The 18738-nt window shown below is 71.4% G+C and carries 13 protein-coding genes and 1 pseudogene; 8 read left to right on the plus strand and 6 right to left on the minus strand.

Features of this window, described 5'->3' with window-relative positions; translation table 11 throughout:
- Positions 1 to 331: 331 nt before the first annotated feature.
- Positions 332 to 550, plus strand: a pseudogene (locus ACQP03_RS13965) (hypothetical protein); the annotation flags it as partial.
- A gap of 212 nt (positions 551 to 762) precedes the next feature.
- On the opposite strand, the gene ACQP03_RS13970 reads toward ACQP03_RS13965, so the two are convergent.
- On the minus strand, positions 763 to 1887 hold the full coding sequence (locus ACQP03_RS13970; protein WP_433460958.1) for a DUF1996 domain-containing protein: 1125 nt from the start codon (positions 1885 to 1887) through the stop codon (positions 763 to 765).
- Positions 1888 to 2580: 693 nt separating this feature from the next.
- Here ACQP03_RS13970 and glsA point away from each other — a divergent pair.
- The 4 genes from glsA (at position 2581) to ACQP03_RS13990 (ending at position 7245) form a co-directional block, all read left to right on the plus strand.
- The gene (gene glsA / locus ACQP03_RS13975) at positions 2581 to 4218 is read left to right on the plus strand and encodes a glutaminase A (protein WP_396832754.1); all 1638 of its coding nucleotides are present in this window, start codon (positions 2581 to 2583) and stop codon (positions 4216 to 4218) included.
- A gap of 63 nt (positions 4219 to 4281) precedes the next feature.
- Entirely contained in the window at positions 4282 to 5301 is a 1020-nt protein-coding gene (gene glnII, locus ACQP03_RS13980; RefSeq protein WP_357172103.1) for a glutamine synthetase, read from the plus strand.
- A 67-nt stretch (positions 5302 to 5368) separates the two neighbouring features.
- Positions 5369 to 6688: an ammonium transporter gene (locus ACQP03_RS13985; RefSeq protein WP_357121160.1), complete on the plus strand. Its 1320-nt coding sequence runs from the start codon at positions 5369 to 5371 to the stop codon at positions 6686 to 6688.
- A 179-nt stretch (positions 6689 to 6867) separates the two neighbouring features.
- Positions 6868 to 7245: a MerR family transcriptional regulator gene (locus ACQP03_RS13990; protein WP_357121163.1), complete on the plus strand. Its 378-nt coding sequence runs from the start codon at positions 6868 to 6870 to the stop codon at positions 7243 to 7245.
- 91 nt (positions 7246 to 7336) lie between these two features.
- On the opposite strand, the gene ACQP03_RS13995 is transcribed toward ACQP03_RS13990, so the two are convergent.
- The gene (locus ACQP03_RS13995; RefSeq protein ID WP_357172105.1) at positions 7337 to 7630 is read right to left on the minus strand and encodes a hypothetical protein; all 294 of its coding nucleotides are present in this window, start codon (positions 7628 to 7630) and stop codon (positions 7337 to 7339) included.
- 407 nt (positions 7631 to 8037) lie between these two features.
- Positions 8038 to 9135 (minus strand): ROK family protein, encoded by a 1098-nt coding sequence (locus ACQP03_RS14000; RefSeq protein WP_433460959.1) that lies wholly within the window; start codon positions 9133 to 9135, stop codon positions 8038 to 8040.
- 41 nt (positions 9136 to 9176) lie between these two features.
- Here ACQP03_RS14000 and ACQP03_RS14005 point away from each other — a divergent pair, with 41 nt between their 5' ends.
- On the plus strand, positions 9177 to 10397 hold the full coding sequence (locus ACQP03_RS14005; RefSeq protein ID WP_357392720.1) for an MFS transporter: 1221 nt from the start codon (positions 9177 to 9179) through the stop codon (positions 10395 to 10397).
- Positions 10398 to 10413: 16 nt separating this feature from the next.
- Here the strand turns inward: ACQP03_RS14005 and ACQP03_RS14010 are convergent, their stop codons facing one another.
- Positions 10414 to 11799 (minus strand): serine hydrolase domain-containing protein, encoded by a 1386-nt coding sequence (locus tag ACQP03_RS14010; protein WP_357172108.1) that lies wholly within the window; start codon positions 11797 to 11799, stop codon positions 10414 to 10416.
- 228 nt (positions 11800 to 12027) lie between these two features.
- Here ACQP03_RS14010 and ACQP03_RS14015 point away from each other — a divergent pair, with 228 nt between their 5' ends.
- Positions 12028 to 13404, plus strand: coding sequence for an FAD-dependent oxidoreductase (locus ACQP03_RS14015; protein WP_357121178.1), 1377 nt, complete (start codon positions 12028 to 12030; stop codon positions 13402 to 13404).
- Between the two features lie 51 nt (positions 13405 to 13455).
- Here the strand turns inward: ACQP03_RS14015 and ACQP03_RS14020 are convergent, their stop codons facing one another.
- Positions 13456 to 13932 (minus strand): heme-degrading domain-containing protein, encoded by a 477-nt coding sequence (locus ACQP03_RS14020; protein WP_357172110.1) that lies wholly within the window; start codon positions 13930 to 13932, stop codon positions 13456 to 13458.
- Positions 13933 to 13949: 17 nt separating this feature from the next.
- Positions 13950 to 15401 (minus strand): SDR family NAD(P)-dependent oxidoreductase, encoded by a 1452-nt coding sequence (locus ACQP03_RS14025; protein WP_396832752.1) that lies wholly within the window; start codon positions 15399 to 15401, stop codon positions 13950 to 13952.
- A 151-nt stretch (positions 15402 to 15552) separates the two neighbouring features.
- On the opposite strand from ACQP03_RS14025, the gene ACQP03_RS14030 reads away from it, so the two are divergent.
- Positions 15553 to 18732 carry an AfsR/SARP family transcriptional regulator gene (locus ACQP03_RS14030; RefSeq protein ID WP_433460960.1) on the plus strand — a complete coding sequence of 1060 codons (3180 nt, stop codon included), beginning with the start codon at positions 15553 to 15555 and terminating at the stop codon, positions 18730 to 18732.
- Positions 18733 to 18738 lie beyond the last annotated feature (6 nt).

Genomic DNA, 18738 nt, shown 5'->3' on the forward strand with positions numbered 1-18738 from the left:
CTTTCGGCCACCGCGCTGACGCTCGCCCGCAGGCATCGGCCGGTGTGGTCGTGGCGGCTCTGGCGACACGTCTGCCGCTGCGGAGCAGACCTGCCCTGCCGTGCCCGGCACCGGATTCCGATCAGTCGTGTCCACTGGCCCCAGGAGGGTGAGCAGTGAGCAGTGGGCGGCGAGAGGCGAACATCGCGGTTCACATCCGGGGCTCGTACGACAGGTGGAACGGCTGCCGGACGTCGTGGACGCGGCTCGCGCCGTACCCCTGCTGGCAGGGCGGATGGGCGACCAGTCGGCAGACATCGACGATGATCGCTTGCCTCCTGGCCGGTGTGCGATGACCGCCCACGGCCCGGTCATGCCGATCTGGAGCTGCGGTGGCTGCGGCCTGCCCTGGCCCTGCACGATCTGTAAGCGCGAGTTGCGCGCGGAGTATGCGGACGCTCCGGTGTCGTTGGCCCTCTACCTCGGGTCCTACCTCGTGCAGGCGACCGAGGACATGCGGTGGACGCCGGCCGGTGTGCTGCACCGCCGATTCCTCGGATGGACCAGGGATGTCCGCGCTTGAGCGGTGGTGCCGCCGTCGTCTACATCGGCGAGTTCGCCGCCGACCGGGCGTTCCCGACGGCAGCAGAAATTCCTGGGTCTGTTGCGCAAGTAGGCAGTCGAGTCGGCTGACGCGAGGTCTCCGGCATCGGGTCCGGGCTGGTCGCCCGAATCGTCCACCGGAGACCTCGTCGATCGGCGTCGACTCGCCGGCCGGTCAGTTCAGAAGTTGCCGGCGGAGTTGCACTTCACCTTCTGGTCGAGGCAGTTGCGGACCCTTGCGGCCAGCGCCTCGTCCTTCCAGGCGTTGAAGAAGTCCGCGTGCATCGAGAACGAGGTGCCGGACGCGAGGGTGATGCCGTTCGTGTTCGCGCTCAACGGGTACGAGACCACGAAGGACACCGACGGGACGGGCACCGGGTGACTCTTCGGGCAGGCTCCGGTGTGGTCGCCGTTGGCCATGTGCGCCTTGTGGTCGGGGCTGTCCAGGTGCTTGCCGTCCCAGCAGTCCGGGAAGGTGATCTGCCGGACGACGTGCGCGGTCTTGGCACAGACGGGGAAGGTCTTGTCGGCGCTGCGGCCGATCTCGCCACCGATGCCGGCGCACCAGAAGTGGTTGCCCTGCTTGTCCGGGGTGTCCACCTGGTTCTTGGCATTGCCGGTGATCATCCGCAGGCCGAACGGGAAGGGCTGGGTCTTGCTCGGGTCCTTCAGGCGGGAACCGTAGTAGACGGTCACCTCGGTCGGGTCGACGACCTTGCCGTTCTGGTACATGGTCGGCACCCAGTAGGCCGACTGGTCGTCCGGCGAGTTGCAGGTGGTCGCCTTCGACGCCCGCAGCGACTCCGCCGTCGAGGTGGCGTCGGTCGACCTGTTGCCCCAGAAGGTGTGGTTGTGCGAGGCGCCGGCCAGCTTGGGCAGGACGATCGGGTCGTCACTGTTGTGGTGGCTGACCGTGCAGCCGACGTTGAACTCCGCGACCTTCACCGGGTTGCCGGTCACCGGCTTCGGCTTGCGCGCGAAGAACGCCCTCGTCGCGGCGGCCTGCGCGGCGGCGTCGACGGTGATCCAACCACCCGACGTGGTGGGCGCGGCGGCGGTCGTGGACGAGGTGCCCGGCTTGGCCGGGGCGGACGGGCTGGTCGAGGTGCCCGGGGCGCTCGGGGTGGTCGCCGGGGCGGTCGTCGGTGTCGCGGGTCCGGACGAGCCGATGCCGGTGTCGCTGGACGGGCCGGAAGCGCCGGGCGTGCCAGGGGACTCCTTGCATCCGCCGGTGAATGCCAGGCCCACCACCAGCAGGGCGGTCAGGGCGCGACGGTGTCGAGGGGTGGATCGCAGATGTGTCAACGAGGGTGCACCTTTCTTCCGAGAAGAAAGAGTACGAGTCGACCCCCTGCGCCTATCCGGCCGCGCCGATTAAATATGCCTTAAATATCGCTCCGGGATTGTCCTGCCAGCTCTGCGCGACGGTCTCTCCTGTCGATTGGATATCGATTTTCGAAAAGACGTAATCGGCGGGTCCGTCGGCAGTCCATCCCCGCCGCCGCGCGGGTGTCGGCGGTGTCGCCAGCCTCCCACGGGGTCGTCCGCCCCGGCGCCCCTCGGCCGCACGAGGCGTCGCGACAGGTGCCGGGCCGGCCTGGGCAGCCGTGGTCGCGTTCGTCGACGACGGGGGGACCGGCGGCTAGCCGGGCGCGTACGGACGGCTGGGTGACCGCGTGCGCGCGACCATGACATCGGAGGCGTGCGCCCAACGGATTCACACAACCTGTTCTAAAGGTGTGTGAGAAATCACCGTAGCGGTAGTGCTGCCCCTATTCACTCACGTGTCCCGGCACCCCCGATGGAGCGGCTGGGGGCGGCAGTCGCAGGTAAGAGGAAATCAAGCGGTCGTACACCGGTCCCTCCTAGTCTTCGAAAGGTCGGTGGGTCAACCGTCACCGGAGCGCGACTCCCGGAGATGGCGTCGCCACCACGTTGTCACCATTGATTACGGAGTAGTTGAAACCCGCTATGCCCGCGACCAGGAAAACCAGAGCCGTGCCACGTCGCCCCGATCAGGCGTGGTCCCGCCGTATCGAGCCGTCCGGCTTCGACGATTTTGCAGCGGCGGAGTACGGGAAGTTGTTCGGATCCTTCACGGTCGACACCGACGGAACGGTCGCGGTGGCGGAACTCGTCGGCCGGCTGCGCGCCGCAGGCATCTCGGAGACGGACCCGCGCCTGGTCGAGGTGCGGTCTGCCACCAGCGGCGACGGTCCGGCCCGCATCGACATATCCCGTTTCATCGCGTGGTGCAGGACGGGTGGCGGTGTCATCGAGAGGTCCCTTCGCGGAGACCTCGTCATTCCGGACTTCGCCGCCTTACAGACGGAGATCTTCTCGATCTACGAGGGCCTCAGGGGTGTGGACGGGGGGCGGGTAGCCGATTACATCCCGCAGCTCGGCCGCGTCGATCCGGAGAATTTCGGGATCGCGTTGTGCACGACCGACGGCCAGCGTTTCGCCGTGGGGGACGCGGAGACCCCGTTCTGCGTCCAGTCGGTCTGCAAGCCGATCAACTATTGTCTGGCGCTGGAGCAGCACGGCGCCGAACAGGTCCATCGGCACGTGGGGCGGGAACCCAGCGGTCGCGGGTTCAACGAGCTGACATTGAACAACGAGGGCCTTCCGCACAACCCGATGATCAATTCTGGGGCGATCATGTGCTGCTCGCTGCTGCGCCCGAGATGGGAGATGGCCGACCGTTTCGACCACGTCGCCGAAACGTGGCGCAGCTTGGCCGGCGGCGGGACGGTCGGCTTCAACAATGCCGTCTATCTCTCGGAACGGCGTACGGCGGATCGGAACTTCGCGCTCGGGTACTTCATGCGCGAGCATCAGGCCTTTCCGGACGGCACCGACCTCACCGAGACATTGGAGTTCTACTTCCAGTGCTGTTCCATCGAGGTCGACGCGCGGTCGCTGTCGGTCGTTGCCGCCTCACTCGCCAACGGCGGCGTCAACCCGCTCACCCGGGAGCGGATCTTCTCGGCTGACACCGCACGCAAGTGCCTGTCGCTGATGTCGTCGTGCGGGATGTACGACTATTCGGGGGAGTTTGCCTTCACGATCGGTCTGCCGGCGAAGAGCGGTGTCTCCGGCGGACTCATGATCGTGGTTCCCGGCGTGATGGGCGTCTGCGTCTGGTCGCCCCGCCTCGACGCGCTCGGCAACTCCGTCCGGGGAGTCGCGTTCTGCAAGGAACTCATCAACCGGTTCAACTTCCACGTCTACGACTCGTTGGCCGCCGGGGAGGACTCCGGCAAACGCGATCCGCGACGTGGCAGGAACGAGGACGAGGTGGCGTCGACCACGCGGTTGCTGTGGGCCGCCAGTCACGGCGATCTGGAGTACGTCCGGCTCGCGCTGGCCGCGGGGAAGGATCCGAACTCGGCCGACTACGACCGGCGGACGGCGCTGCACCTGGCCGCCTCCGACGGAAACCTCGACGTGGTCCAGTACCTCCTGGACCGGGGGGCCGATCCAACTCTGCGGGACCGTTGGGGAGGCACGGCGCTCTCCGATGCCGAACGCGGAGCACATGACAACGTTGTCGCACTGCTCACGTCGACGGTGGGCGAGGGCCCGGCGTCAGCCACCCTCGTGCGAACCGACGCGCCGCTCGCGGCGGTCTGAACCGTCCGTTCCACCGATCACGATTTCGTGGGCCATCCGGCCCGATCACAGGAGAAGAGACCCATGGCGTACAAGGCTGAATACATCTGGATCGACGGCACCGCGCCGACCGCGAAGCTCCGGTCGAAGACGAAGATCATCGAGGACGGCGTCACGCCGGGCACGTGGGGCTTCGACGGTTCCAGCACCAACCAGGCCGAGGGCAGCAGCTCCGACCGTGTCCTCGAACCGGTCGCCACCTACGCCGACCCCATCCGCGGCGGGGCGCACCTGCTGGTGCTCTGCGAGGTGTTCAACACCGACGGCACCCCGCACGAGTCCAACACGCGGGCGCTGCTGCGCCCGGTGGCCGAGCAGTTCGCCGGCCAGGAGTCGCTGTTCGGCATCGAGCAGGAGTACACGTTCTTCAAGGGCTCCCGCCCGCTGGGCTTCCCGGACGGCGGCTACCCGGCTCCGCAGGGTGGCTACTACTGCGGCGTCGGCGCGGACGAGATCTACGGCCGCGCCGTGGTCGAGAAGCACCTGGACAACTGCCTCGCCGCAGGACTGTCCCTCTCCGGCATCAACGCTGAGGTCATGCCCGGCCAGTGGGAGTTCCAGGTCGGTCCGCTGTCCCCACTGGAGGTCGCCGACCAGCTGTGGATCGCCCGCTGGCTCCTGCACCGCACGGCTGAGGACTTCGGCATCTCCGCGACCCTGGAGCCGAAGCCCGCGCGGGGCGACTGGAACGGCGCCGGCGCGCACACCAACTTCTCGACGCGCGCCATGCGCGAGAACTATTCGGCGATCATCGAGGCCTGCGAGGCCCTCGGCCGGGGCGACAAGCCCGCCGAGCACATCCGCAGCTACGGCGCCGGCGTCGAGGCCCGTCTGACCGGCGCGCACGAGACGGCGCCCTGGAACGAGTACAGCTACGGCGTCTCGGATCGCGGTGCTTCCGTCCGCATCCCGTGGCAGGTGGAGATCGACAAGAAGGGCTACATCGAGGACCGCCGGCCCAACGCCAATGTCGACCCGTACACCGTCACCCGCCTCATCGTCGACACCTGCTGCAGCGCCCTGAAGGCCGCCGACCTCGTCTGAGGCGGTCGGACCGACATTCACCACGCCGCACTGCTGCGGCAGCTACCACGACATGGAGTGCATCTCGATGCCAGACGGCTTCGACGCGGGGGATACCGCATTCGTTCTGATCAGCGCCGCGTTGGTCATGCTGATGACCCCCGGCCTGGCGTTCTTCTACGGCGGCATGGTTCGCGTGAAGAGCGTTCTCAACATGCTGCTGATGAGTTTCATCAGCCTGGGCATCGTCAGCGTGCTCTGGGTGACCTACGGATACTCGCTCGCCTTCGGCGACGACGTCGGTGGACGCGGACTCGTCGGCGACCTGAGCAACGTGGGCCTGAGCGGCATCTCGGACACCACGTTGACGGGCAGCATTCCGGTGCTCGCGTTCGCGGTCTTTCAGATGATGTTCGCCGTCATCACGCCGGCCCTGATCAGCGGGGCGATCGCCGACCGTGCCAAGTTCGGCGCGTGGATGCTGTTCGTCGCGCTCTGGGTGACCGTGGTGTATTTCCCGGTGGCCCACTGGGTGTGGCAGGCCGACGGTTGGATCTTCAAGCTCGGCGTGAAGGACTTCGCCGGAGGCACGGCGGTCCACATCAACGCCGGCATGGCCGCCCTCGGCGCGCTCCTCGTCCTCGGCAACCGGGTCGGCTTCAGGCGTGAGTCGATGCGGGCGCACAGCTTGCCGCTCGTGATGCTCGGCTCCGGCCTGCTGTGGTTCGGGTGGTTCGGGTTCAACGCCGGATCGGCCCTCGCCGCCAATGGCACCGCCAGTGTCGCCTTCATGAACACCCAGGTGGCGGCCGGTGCCGGCATGATCGGATGGCTCGTCTGGGAGCGCGTACGCAAGGGTGGCTTCACCTCCCTGGGCGCCGCGTCGGGCGCGGTCGCCGGCCTGGTGGCGATCACCCCCGCGTGCGCGGTCGTGAACACCTGGGGTGCGATCGCCATCGGTGTCATCGCCGGTGTCGTCTGCGCCGGGGCCGTCGGCCTCAAGGACCGCTTCGGCTACGACGACTCACTGGACGTCGTGGCGGTTCACGCGGTCGGTGGTTTCGTCGGCACGCTGCTCATCGGAGTGTTCGACACCACCGACGGCCTCGTCGCCGGCGCGGGTGCCGGGCAACTGGGGAAGCAGGCGGTCGGCGCCTTCGCCGTCGCCGCGTATTCGGTGGCGCTGACCTGGCTGCTCGTCAAGATCATTGATGTGACGGTCGGCTTCCGGGTGCCGCGATCGGACGAGGTCGCCGGCATCGACCAGGTCCTGCACGCGGAGAGCGCCTACGACTTCGATGTCAGCGAGGGGCGGGCCGACCCGGTCGGCTCGACCGGCGGCCGGGCGCAGGACAGGACGACCCAGCATCCGATCATGGACGTCGTCAACGGCCCGTACACCCGCTGACCGACTGCGACGGACGTCGCCGTGGTCCGGACCGGGAGGGGTGCGCCAACCCTCCCGGTCCGCCGGCGTACGTCGACGGGAGCCGTCGCACTGGCAGCCGTCGCGTGGACGACGCTAGAATCTGACGCTGACGTCAGAGGTAAGTGTTGTCGGCGTCACCACGTGAGGGGGGAGGGGCCGTGCGGATCGGAGAACTCGCCACCAACACGGGAGTGTCGGTGCGCGCCCTGCGCTACTACGAGGAACAGTCGCTGCTGATCCCCGAGCGCAGCGGCGGCGGTCAGCGCCACTACGGCGAGGGAGCGATCGACCGCGTCCAGCTCATCCAGACGCTGTACGGCGCGGGTCTGTCCAGCCGGACGATCCTGGATCTGCTGCCCTGCGTCGACGCTCAGGTCAACACCCCGCAGTCCCGTGCCCTGCTGAACGCCGAACGGGACCGCATCACCCACCAGATCGACCAACTCGTCCAGGTCCGGGATCGCCTCGACGCGGTGATCAGCGCCAGCGAGGACCCGGGCAACGGCTGCGTCTACACGGACGCCGTCCCGCGGTAGGCGACCGCTCGGTCCCGGGGTCGCTCAGCGGGTACGAGGTCACGAACGACACGCAGGGGTCGGTAACGACTGCACGGCGACGCCCATGTCGTCAGCAACTGGCGCGGGCCTTGCGCAGGAAGGTCTTCCGCGAAACGATCTTCGTCGAATCCCGGCCGCGCGGCGCCAGCACCTGGTCCGGCCCGATTCGCGGGAGATCCGCGAGGGTGAAATCTACCGAGATGGCATCACGCCCACCAGACCCCCCGACGCTGTAGGTGACCTCGGGCCTGAGTTCGGTGAGCGGCTCGACGTCCACCACTGTGCCAAGTCCTTCGGCGAAGAAGTCGGTAGCCTCCTCGACCTCCCAGCCATCCGGCGGCTGACCGAGCAGGACAACCTCCACGGTCCCGCTTGTGGGTCGACCGCTGGCGGCCCACAAGACCAGCGGACGCTCGCTCCCGTCGTCAGGGGGGTCCTCGTAGACACGGACCCGGGCTGACATCCCGCCGCAGGTCACCAGGACACCTACCGGCCGACCATCGTGGACGGCTAGCGCGACAACAGGCTCGTCGGGTGGACTGCAGGCGGTAAGAAGGCTGAGCAGCGGCAATGACAACAGGACCCATGGGGCTCGTCTTCTGCGCATGCCGTCAGCATCCCGACGCGGCATCACCCTCCGATACCTCGGTGGTCACGAAAGGTGTACAGGTTGGCTCGGCGGCTCGCCGCATCCGCCCCCACGCGGGTGACTGAGGGTCACCCCGGCCACCGGCCGCGCCCAGCGCCCCAGCGAGGTCAGGCACTACTCGTCTAGCTGACCGGGGCCAGCGCCGGGACGCCGTACTGCTGGTCGAGGACCTGGATCGCGGCCCCGGCGGCGATCACGTCCGCGCCGAGGCTGGAGAGGGTCACGCTCGGGGCGAGCCAGTCCGCACGCCGCACGTCGGTACGGACGGCCTGCTCCACGGCGGCGCGGTAGACCTCGGCGTGGCGCAGCAGATCCGCGCCGGCGAGGACCACGCGGGCGAGGTCGAGGGTCTGGAGCAGGTTGACGACGCCGATCGCCAGGACCCGGGCGGCACGCGGGACGTCCCCCGTCTCGACGGCACGGAGGTGGACGACCTCCAGGCAGCCGTGGCGTCCACAGACGCAGACGGGCCCGTCCAGGTCGACGACCGTGTGGCCGAACTCGCCGGCGTTGGTGTGCGCCCCCCGATGGGCCGCGCCGCCCAGCCAGAAACCGCCCCCGATGCCGGATTCGACCATGATGAGCGCCGCGTCGCCGAACGTCGCGCCGTACCGCCACGCCTCGGCGGTGACACCCGCGGTCACGTCCTTGTCCAGGTGCACCGGCAGGCGGAGGCGCGCCTCGGCCAGTTCGCGCAGCGGTACGTCGTGCCAGTGCCGTAGGCCGTGCGCGTCCCGGACCAGCCCGTTGGCGTGGTCCAGGGGGCCGATCATGCCGAGGCCCACGCCGGTCAGCCGGTCCCGTAGCGCGGGGTCCGCGGTGATCGTTCCGATGCCGACGCACAGCGCGTCGAGGAGCTGTTCCGGGGTGAAGTCCGCGGGCAGCGGTCGGACCGTCGAGTGGCGCACGGCGCCGGCCAGGTCGACCAGGACCAGTCGCAGCGTGCGCCGGGCGACGTGCGCGCCGATCGCGTACCGGCTGTCCGGGACCAGCTCGTAGACGAGCGCGGGTTTGCCGACGCCCAGGCGGCGGACACCGGCGGGGCGGATCAGGCCGTCGGCGCTCAGGCGCGCGATGACCTTGGAGACGGCCTGCGGGGTCAGGCCGGTGGCGGCGACGACGGTCGACCGTTCGAACGTCCGTGCCGTACGCCCCACGGCCAACACCTGCGCCTGGTTGTAGCCGCGCAGGAACGTCACGTCCGCTGTGGTCCGCGTCATCTCGCCACTCTATTACGCAACGCTGTTGCTAAATTCGCTCGGTGAACGCACTGAGCAGAGGTCAACGCCTCGCGGCGCTTGCCGCCCTGGCACTGGGCGGCGTGGCGGTCGGCCTGACGGAGTTCGTGGCGATGGGCCTGCTCCCCGAGATGGCACGCGACCTGCTCGCCCAGGATTACGCCCGATCCTCGTCGGACGCCGTCGCGCGGGCCGGTTGGATGATCACCGCGTACGCGCTGGGCGTCGTCGTGGGCGCTCCACTGATCGCCGCGCTCAGCGCGCGCCTGCCCCGCCGCCGGCTCGTGCTCGGGCTGCTCGTCCTCTTCGTCGCGGGCACGATCGCCTCGGCGACCGCCCCGAACTTCGAGCTGGTGCTGGTCGCGCGGTTCGTCGCCGCGCTGCCGCACGGCGCGTACTTCGGCGCGGCCGGCCTGCTCGCCGCGACCCTGATGGGTCCCGGCAACGAGGCGCGGGGCTTCGCCACCGTGCTCGGTGGCCTGACCGTGAGCAACGTGGTGGGCGTACCGCTGATCACCCGGCTCGGGCAGGCGGCCGGCTGGCGTACGGCGTACCTGGTCATCGCCGGTGTCTTCCTGCTCACGCTGCTGGCCGTGCTGGCGGTCGTGCCGGAGGTCGCCGCGGCGGCGGACGGCTCGCCGGCCGCCGAGCTGCGGGCCCTGCGCACCTCGCAGGTCTGGCTGGTCGCGGCCACCGGCGCGATCGGCTTCGCCGGGTTCTTCGCGGTCGACTCGTACATCGCGCCGGTCACCACCGACGTCGCCGGACTCTCCGCCGCGACCGTGCCCTGGGTGCTGGTCGCGGTGGGCCTCGGCATGACCGTCGGCAACGCCCTGGGCGGCTGGCTCGCCGACCGGGACCTGCGTCGCAGCCAGATGATCGGCTTCGTGGCGATGATCGTCAGCATCGGCGTGTTCAGTGTCGTCGCGTCGCACCCCGTGGGCCTCTTCGTCGGCGCGTTCCTGGTCGGCGCGACGAGTCTCTACCTCGGTCCGGTCCTGCAGGCACGCCTCATCACGGTCGCCCCCGGCGCCCAGTTGATGGGCGCGGCGCTCAACCAGTCCGCCATGAACATCGCGAACAGCCTGGGCGCGGCGCTGGGCAGCGTCGGCATCGCCGCCGGGCTCGGCTACCTCGCGCCGGCCCGGGTGGGCCTGGTCCTGGCGGTCATCGGGCTGGGCCTGGGAATCGTCAGCTACGCGGGGCGTCGTCGGGACCGGGAGCCGGCCGCCGTGGCGGGTTGACCGCCGATGGCGTCGGTCAGGTGACCGACGAGGCGAGGAGGTCGCCGACGGCCGCGCGGACCGGATCGGGATTCGCCCAGGACCAGTTCGGGTGGGCCCGGTTCGTGAGCAGGGCGAGGACCAGCTTGCGGCCCGGGTCGACCAGCAGTGAGGGACCGGCGAACCCGGTGTGGCCGAAGGTGCGACCCGACGCGAGCCGGCCCATGAACCACTGCTGGTTGAGCACGACGCCGAGACCGTGGGCGGCCGTGCGGTGCGGACGCTCCGGGTCGACGGCCGGCTTGCCCGCGTTGTGGTTGGTCAGCATCCGGCGCACGGTGTCGGCGGCGAGGACCCGGCGGCCCTGGTAGGTGCCACCGTCGAGGAGCAGCTGGCCGACCGCCGCGAGATCGCTGGCGCTGGCGAACACCCCCGCGTGACCGGCGACGCCCCCGAGGTGGTTGGCGACGTCGTCGTGCACGGTGCCGCGGAGCAGGCCGCGGGACGAGCGGGCGTCGGTGGCGACCATCCGGGCCGCCCTCTCGCTGGCCGACAGCCAGGTCGTGGGGGCGAAGCCGGTGTCGCGCAGGCCGAGCGGGCCGGTGAGGTTCGCCTTGAGCGCCTGGTCGAGGCGTTTGCCGGTGATCTTCTCGACGATCTTGCCGGCGACCATGAGGCCGACGCTGGAGTAGCGGAACGTGTCCCCGGGCACGGCGCCCGATACCAGCGGTGTGGCGAGGACCGCGTTCCACCGGGCCGCGTTGTCCGGCAGACCGGTGACCTTGGCGCCGACCGGGAGGCCGCTGGTGTGGGTGAGCAGCATCTCGACGGTGACGCGGTCCTTGCCCGTGCCGGTGAACCCCGGCAGGTAGTCGCGTACCGGTGCGCCCAGGTCGACACGGCCCCTGTCGACCTGCTGCAGCAGCAGGATGGCGGTGTAGACCTTGGTGACCGAGGCGAGGTCGAAGATGGAGTCCGGGCGCATCGCGACCCGGCTCTTCGCCGGGAGCAGTTTCGGGCCGGCCGCGTAGCGCAGGGCCTCCCCGACCGCGGTGTGCACGGTCGTCTTCCCGTTGACCAGCACGAGAGCGACCGCACCGGGAAAGCCGTGGTGCGTGACGGTCTGCGCCGAGGCGGGCAGGTGTCGCCGCAGCAACGCGGTCACGTCCGCGGCGTACCGGGCCTGGTTGCCCGGCACGCCCGCGCCGGCCGTGGGGGAGGCGCTCGGCGTGCCCGACGAAGGGGCCGTGGGCTTCCCGGCCGCGCCGAATCCCACCCTGTTCCCCGCCGCGTCGGTGGCCGTCACCGTGCCGCCCGGGTCGGCCCCACCCGCCGACTCACCGCCGCTGTCGCCACAGCCGGTGAGAGCGGAGGTCGCAGCGGCCAGGCCAACCCCGAGCAGGGTACGACGGGCGACGGGCATGCCGGTGATGCTGACAGATCCGACTCGCGCGCGCCAAGCCCAATCAGCCGTACGCTCACCTCGTCCAGCGGTGTGGCCGGTTTCCGACACCCGTGTGGGCCGTACGGACTACCGACACTGCCTGTGCAACGATCGTCAGGCATCCTGTCGAACGGCCGGCGCCGCCGGTCTGTCCGTGCGGCAGACTCGGGGGAGGGTGCCCTGCCTCGTACTCCTTTGGAGAGCACCATGTCCCTCTCCCCGGTTCGGGTCTTCGCCGCGTTGAACGCCGTGCGACCTCCCGAACAGCCAACTTCGGTCCTGGGTAAGGCGGTGGTGGTCGGCGGCAGCGTCGCCGGCCTGCTGGCCGCCCGGGTCCTGTCCGACCACGCCGAGAGCGTGATCCTCATCGACCGGGACGACCCGCAGGTCAGCGGCGCACGGCCCGGCGTGCCCCAGGGCACCCAACTGCACGCGCTGCTGCCCGGCGGTCTTCTGCAACTGGAGCAGTTGTTCCCCGGGTTCCGCCAGCAGGCGCTGGCCCACGGCGCGGTCGAGGCGCCACCCGCCACCCGACGCAGCTACCTCGACGGTCGACGCAAGGTGGTCGTACCCGACGACGACGACAGCCTCGCCGGCAGTCGGCCGCTGCTGGAGGGGCTGATCCGCCAGCAGGTGCTCCGACTCCCCAACGTCAAGACCGTCACCGCCCGCGCCACCGGGCTCGTGATCGAGGGCGACGCGGTCACCGGTGTGCGCTGCGAGGTCGACGGGGTGGCCGGCGTCGAGGGCGGCGATCTGGTGGTGGACGCCATGGGCCGGTCCAGCCGGCTCTCCGACTGGTTGGAACAGGCCGGTTGGGAGCGGCCCGCCACCCGCCGGATGCCGGTGCACCTCAACTACGCCACCGCGCTGTTCCGACGCCCGGAGCAGACCCCTCAGATGCGCGTCGTCATGGCCCTGCACACCCCACGGACCATGACGGACGTCGCCGGCGCCGCTTTCTTCGCCATCGAGGACGGCCGGTGGATGGCCATGATGGCCGGCTACGGCGACGACCGGCCGGGACGCACCGCGCAGGACTTCGTCCGACGGCTGCGCGAGCAGTTCCCGCCCGAGTTCGGCGAGGTCGCCGACCAGGAGATGCTCGGTGACGTGCAGACCTACCACCACGCCGACAGTCGGCGTCGGGACTTCCACGCGCTGCGGCGCTTCCCGGCCCGGCTCGTCAGCGTGGGCGACGCCGTCGCGTCGTTCAACCCGGTGTACGGGCAGGGGATGACGGCCGCGGCCCTGCACGCGGCCTGCCTGTCGGCGTACCTACGCCCCGGCCCGGACCTGAGCGTGCCGGCCCGCCACTTCCTCGGCCTGCAGAAGGTCGTGGTCGACGCCGCGTGGTCGACGTCGACCTCCGCCGACCTGGCGCTGCCGCACGTCGACGGCCCCTACCCGCGCGGCTACCGGATCTCCAGCTGGGCGAGCCGGCAGATCCTCACGGCGACCGTGACGGACGTGGCGATCGCACGCCGGTTCAACGAGGTCGTCTCCATGCGCGAGCACCCGCTGTCGCTGGCCAAACTCGGCGTGATCCTGGGCGCCGTGCGCGCCAACCGTCGGGCGGGCTGACGGAGAGACCCCGCCGCCCGTCCGACGCCGGACGGGCGGCGGGTTCGCCAACTACTGCGCGGCCGACCGCAGGATGTCGACGACGAAGCGGTGGTCGTCCAACTGCGGAAGCCCCGAGACGCCCATCCAGCCCACCACGCCGGTGCCGCGCACCCGCAGCGGCACCGCGCCCCCGGCGGCGGCGTACTTGGAGGCCGGCAGCCCGTAACGTTCGGTCAGCGTCACGTTCTTGTCCTGGCAGAGCCGGGCCACGTAGAGCGACGAGTGCTCGAACCGCATCACCACCCGGCCCTTGCGGCGCAGCCAGGCGTCGTTGTCCTGGGTGGAGCCGGGCAGGCCACAGTGGAACAGCTGACGCCCGGCCCGCCACACGCCCACCGCGACCGGCAGCGCCCGCTCGCTCGCGGCGGCCACGGCGCGCATGCCCAGCTCGTACGCGTCCGTCTCGGACAGGCCGGTACGTTCCAGCTCCGCCTCCTCGCGGAGCAGCTCGTCCAGGGTCGGCCAGGAATCGTGGTCGGATGGCATGGGTTTCTCCTCGTCGTTCACCAGGCGCACGGCGCGTAGTCCTTCAGGAAACAGCCGTACAGGTCCTCGCCCTGCTCGCCGCGGACGATCGGGTCGTACACCCGGGCCGCGCCGTCGACCAGGTCCAGCGGGGCGTGGAACCCCTCGTCGGCCAGGCGCATCTTCGTCGGGTGCGGCCGCTCGTCGGTGATCCAACCCGTGTCGACGCTGGTCATCAGGATGCCGTCGGTCAGCATCTCCTGGGCGCTGGTGCGGGTCAGCATGTTCAGCGCGGCCTTGGCCATGTTGGTGTGCGGGTGCCCCGGCCCCTTGTAGCCGCGACCGAACTGACCCTCCATCGCCGAGACGTTCACCACGTACTTCCGGCGGGCCGGCGCGGCGGCCATCGCCGGACGTAGCCGGCTGACCAGCACGAACGGCGCGGTCACGTTGCACAACTGCACTTCCAGCAGCTCGACCGGGTCGACCTCCTGCACCCGCTGCACCCAGCTGTTGACCGGATCGAGGTCCGGCACGAGACCGCCGGCGTCGATGGCGGTGGACGCCGCGATCCGCTCCGGCGAGGCGGAACGACTGGTCAACGCCAGTGCGGTGAGCGCGTGCGGGGTGAGGGCCGGCGACTCCGAGCCGGCGGTGAGCGCGCCACCCGCGCCGGCCGGCTTGGTGAACGTGATCAGCTCCGGCAGGGGACCGTCCGGCAGGGCCGCGGCCTCCGCGGCGACGAGCTGGGCGTACGCCCCGGGCGAGCGGCGGACCGTCTGCGCCGCGTTGTTGATCAGGATGTCGAGAGGGCCCTGGCTGCTGACCGAGTCGGCGAGGGCGATCACCTGCGCCGGGTCGCGCAGGTCGATGCCGACGATCCGCAGGCGGTGCAGCCAGTCCGCGCTGTCGGGCATCGCGGCGAACCGGCGGACCGCGTCGTGCGGGAACCGGGTCGTCACCGTCGTGTGCGCGCCGTCGCGTAGCAGCCGCAGCGCGATGTACATGCCGATCTTCGCGCGCCCGCCGGTGAGCAGGGCGCGCCGGCCGGTCAGGTCGGTACGGGCGTCCCGGCGCTCCCGGTTCAGCGCGGCGCAGGACGGGCAGAGCTGGTGGTAGAAGGCGTCCACCTCGCGGTAGCGCTGCTTGCAGATGTAGCAGCCGCGCGGGTTGTGCAGGAGCCCCGCCGTCGTGCCGCTGGTGGGGGAGGCGAGGGGGATGCCCTGGGTCTCGTCGTCGATCCGACCCGGGGCGCCGGTGGCCGTGGCCTCCGTCACCGCCCGGTCGGCCGCCAGGATGGCGTCGCGCCGCTCCTCACGTCGCCGCTGCTTGATCACCTTGTAGAGCCGCGCGGTGGCCCGCTGCACCCGCACCACGTCGGGGTGGTCGGGAGGAAGGGCCTCCAACGCCTCGAAGACGCTCAGGCAGGTCTCCAGCCGGTTCCGGTCGATGCCGCCCTGAGCGTTGTCGGGAATGTTGTCCACCGTCATGCGTCGTTGTCTCGTCCCGTTTCCTGTGCCGGATTTCGCCGGCCCACCCCAAGTCCGACCCGAAACTGTACGCACCGCGGCGTCCCGGCCGCACCCCGCGCCGTCGGGCACCCTGCACAGCTCTGTGGTGCGCGTGAGGGATGCTGGTCCCGTGCAGATCACCATCCTCGGTCCCCTCGCCGTCGACGGCCGGCCGGTCCGGGGCGAGCGGTTGGCCGCGGTGCTCCGCGCGCTCGTCGAGGCGCGCGGGCGGGCGGTCTCCACCAGCCTGCTCGTGGACGCGGTCTGGGATGGCGCCCCGCCGGACGACGCGACCGGCGCCGTGCAGGCGCTCGTGTCCCGCGTACGTCGTCTCGGGCTGCCCGTGGTGGCCGTGCCGGGGGGTTACCGCCTGCCGGCCGAGGAGGTGACGGTCGACGCGGTCGAGGCACGGGCGCTGGTCGAGGGCGGTCGGGTCGCGCTGCGGGCCGGTGACGCGCGCGCGGCCCGCGACGCGGCCGACCGGGCCCGCGCCCTGTTCCCCGAGGTGCCGGAGATCGCCAGCGCGGACGACGCGCGCCTGTTCGCCGCCGTCGCCGCGCTGCGCGCCGAGGCCGCGCTCGCCGGCGCGGGCCCGTACGACGAGGCCGACCTGCGCCGGCTGGCCGCGCGGACGCCCCCGGACGAGCCGTCGGCCGCCCTGCTCGTGCGGGTGCTCGCCGCGCAGGGGCGGGAGGCGGAGGCGCTGGAGGTGGTCGAGCGTCTCCGCGACGAGCTGGCGGACCGCTACGGGACCGACCCGTCCCCGGTGATCACACAGGTCCACCTGGCCCTCCTGCGCGGCGAACTCAACCAGCCGGCCGTCGTGGCGTCACCCCGTCCGCCGGCACGCGTCGTCCTGCCCGCCGCGTGGCGCCGGCCGATGACCGCCCTGCTGGGCCGCGAGCGGGACGTCGAGGCCCTGGACGCGGCGCTCGACGAGTCGGCCCTGGTGACGATCGTGGCGACCGGCGGCGCGGGCAAGACCCGCCTCGCCGCCGAGGTGACCCGGCGCGCGGCGGCGGCCGGGCAGGGGGTACGGGTGGTCGAGCTGGCCGGTCTGCGCTCGCCCGACGAGGTGCTGCCCACCGTGCTCGCGGCGCTCGGCGGCGCGGACACCTCGTCCACCGGCGGCAGTCTGGGCCTCGAACGCCGGGTGCTCAGCCCCGAGGAGCGGATGCGGGCCGTGGCGCCGGACCTCGACGGCCTGGTCGTGCTCGACAACTGCGAGCACGTCCTCGACGCGGTCGCCACCGTCGTCGCCGATCTGCTCGCGGTGGTCTCCCCGGAGGTGGCGGTGCTCGCGACCAGTCGCGCCCCGCTGGGCCTGGCCGGCGAGCGGGTCCACCGCCTGACCGCCCTGCCGGACGCCGACGCGCTCGGGCTGGTCGAATCCCGGGCACGGGCCGGTGGCGCGGTGCCGACCTGGGACACCGCGCGGGCTCTCGCGCTGTGCAACCGGCTCGACAATCTGCCGTTGGCCCTCGAACTGGCCGCCGCGCGGCTGCGGCACATGCCGATCGACGACGTGCTCGCCGGGCTGACCGACCGGTTCGCGCTGCTCGACGACGCGCTGCGGGGTCTGCCGGAACGCCACGCGAGCCTGTGGGCGATGGTCGACTGGAGCCGCGAACTGCTCGCGCCCGACGACCGGGCGCTGCTGGAGCGGGTCGCGGTCATCCCCGCGCCGTTCACCGCCGACCTCGCCGCCGCGGTCGCGCGGACCCCCGACGTACGGCGAGGTCTGGCGAGGCTCGTCGAACAGTCCCTGCTGACCCTGGTCGAGGGGGACGGGCCGCCCCGCTACCGGATGTTGGAGACCGTCCGCGAGTACGGCGAGGCCCGACTCGGTGCGTCCGGCGACCGGGACGCGGCGATGGCCGGCCTGGCGGGGTGGTGCCGGGACGAGGCCGTCGCGCTCGGCGACCGTTTCGTCGGCCCCGACCAGGTGGAGGCGCTCGACCGTTGCGCCGTCGAGCAGGACAACCTGGTCGCGGGCCTGCGGTGGGCGCTGGGTCAGGACGACGAGCCGGCCGCCGTCGACGTCGCCACCGCGCTGCTGCACCTCTGGACGGTGCGCGGCCTGCACCTGGAAGTCCTCGTCTGGGCACGCGGGATGCTGCACGTCGACGAGCCGCATCGGCGTCGACGCTCGGCGATCCTGCGGGGCCGGGCCAGCGGCCGGCCCCTGCCGCACGGGGACCGACTCGCCTGGACGTGCCTGTTGATCAGCGCGAACGGCGGCATCAGCGCCGACCTGCGGCCCGCCGTGCTCGCGCGGCGCGCCCTGCGCACGCTGCTCGCGGAGCGGCCCGCCGAGGTGTCGCCGCGGCTGACCGCGTTCGCGGTGGCGTTGCCCGGCTTCGACGAGTCCGACCCGGAACGGAGCCTGAAGGCCGCGACCGAGTTGATCGCGCACCCGGACCCGTACGTGCAGGCGCTCGGCCTGATCGCGCGCGCGGCGGTACGGGAGAACAACGGCCTGCCGGAGGCGTCGATCGAGGACGCCGAGCAGGCGTACCACCGCTTCGAGGTGGCGGGCGACCACTGGGGCATGGCGATGGCCGCGGGTGCCGTCGGGCAGTTCCTGCTCCCTGGCAGGGAGGGGCGGTCGGCCGAGTGGCTGGCGCGCAGCGTCCGGCACATGGAGATGATCGGCGCACAGCAGGACGCGCGGTCGATCCGGGTGCGGCTGGACGTGCAGCTCGCCCTGACCGGCGACGCGGACGCGGAACGGCGACTCGGTGAGACGGCGACGCCGGGCCAGGCCGAGCAGATGGACGTCGCGCAGGCGCTTCTCGGCCTGGCGCACCTCGCCTGGCAGCGCGAGCGCTATGACGAGGCACTGGCCCACGCCGACGAGGTGAACCGCACTCTCGCCGGCTGGACCGGCCCGCCACCGCAGCCGCGGGTGATGCTGCGGGCCTCGGTGGCGGTCCTGTACCTGCGGGTGGCCGAGGCGCGGGGGGCATCGGGCACCGACGCCGCCCGCCAGGCGGCCACGTTGTTGGCGCTCGCCCGCGACGACGCGCTCAACTCGAAGGACCTGCCGGTGATCGGGGCGTGGGCGTCAGGCGGCGCGGACCTCGCCGCGTACCGGGACGACATCGCCACCACCCGCGAGTTGTCCGCGCTCGCCAAGCGGCTCGGGACGCACATGGAGCTGTTCTTCCCGAGCGAACGCAGCGAACGACTCGACGCCGCCCTCGGTAACGAGGAGCAGCGTGAGTCGTTGCTGGCCGTCTGGCGTGCCCGGCCGGTGGCCGCGGCCGTCACCCGGGTCCGTGAGCTGATGGAGGACCTGCTCGCCTAGCCCGGG

The organism is Micromonospora sp. CA-248212, assembly GCF_050948405.1.
Taxonomy (GTDB): domain Bacteria; phylum Actinomycetota; class Actinomycetes; order Mycobacteriales; family Micromonosporaceae; genus Micromonospora.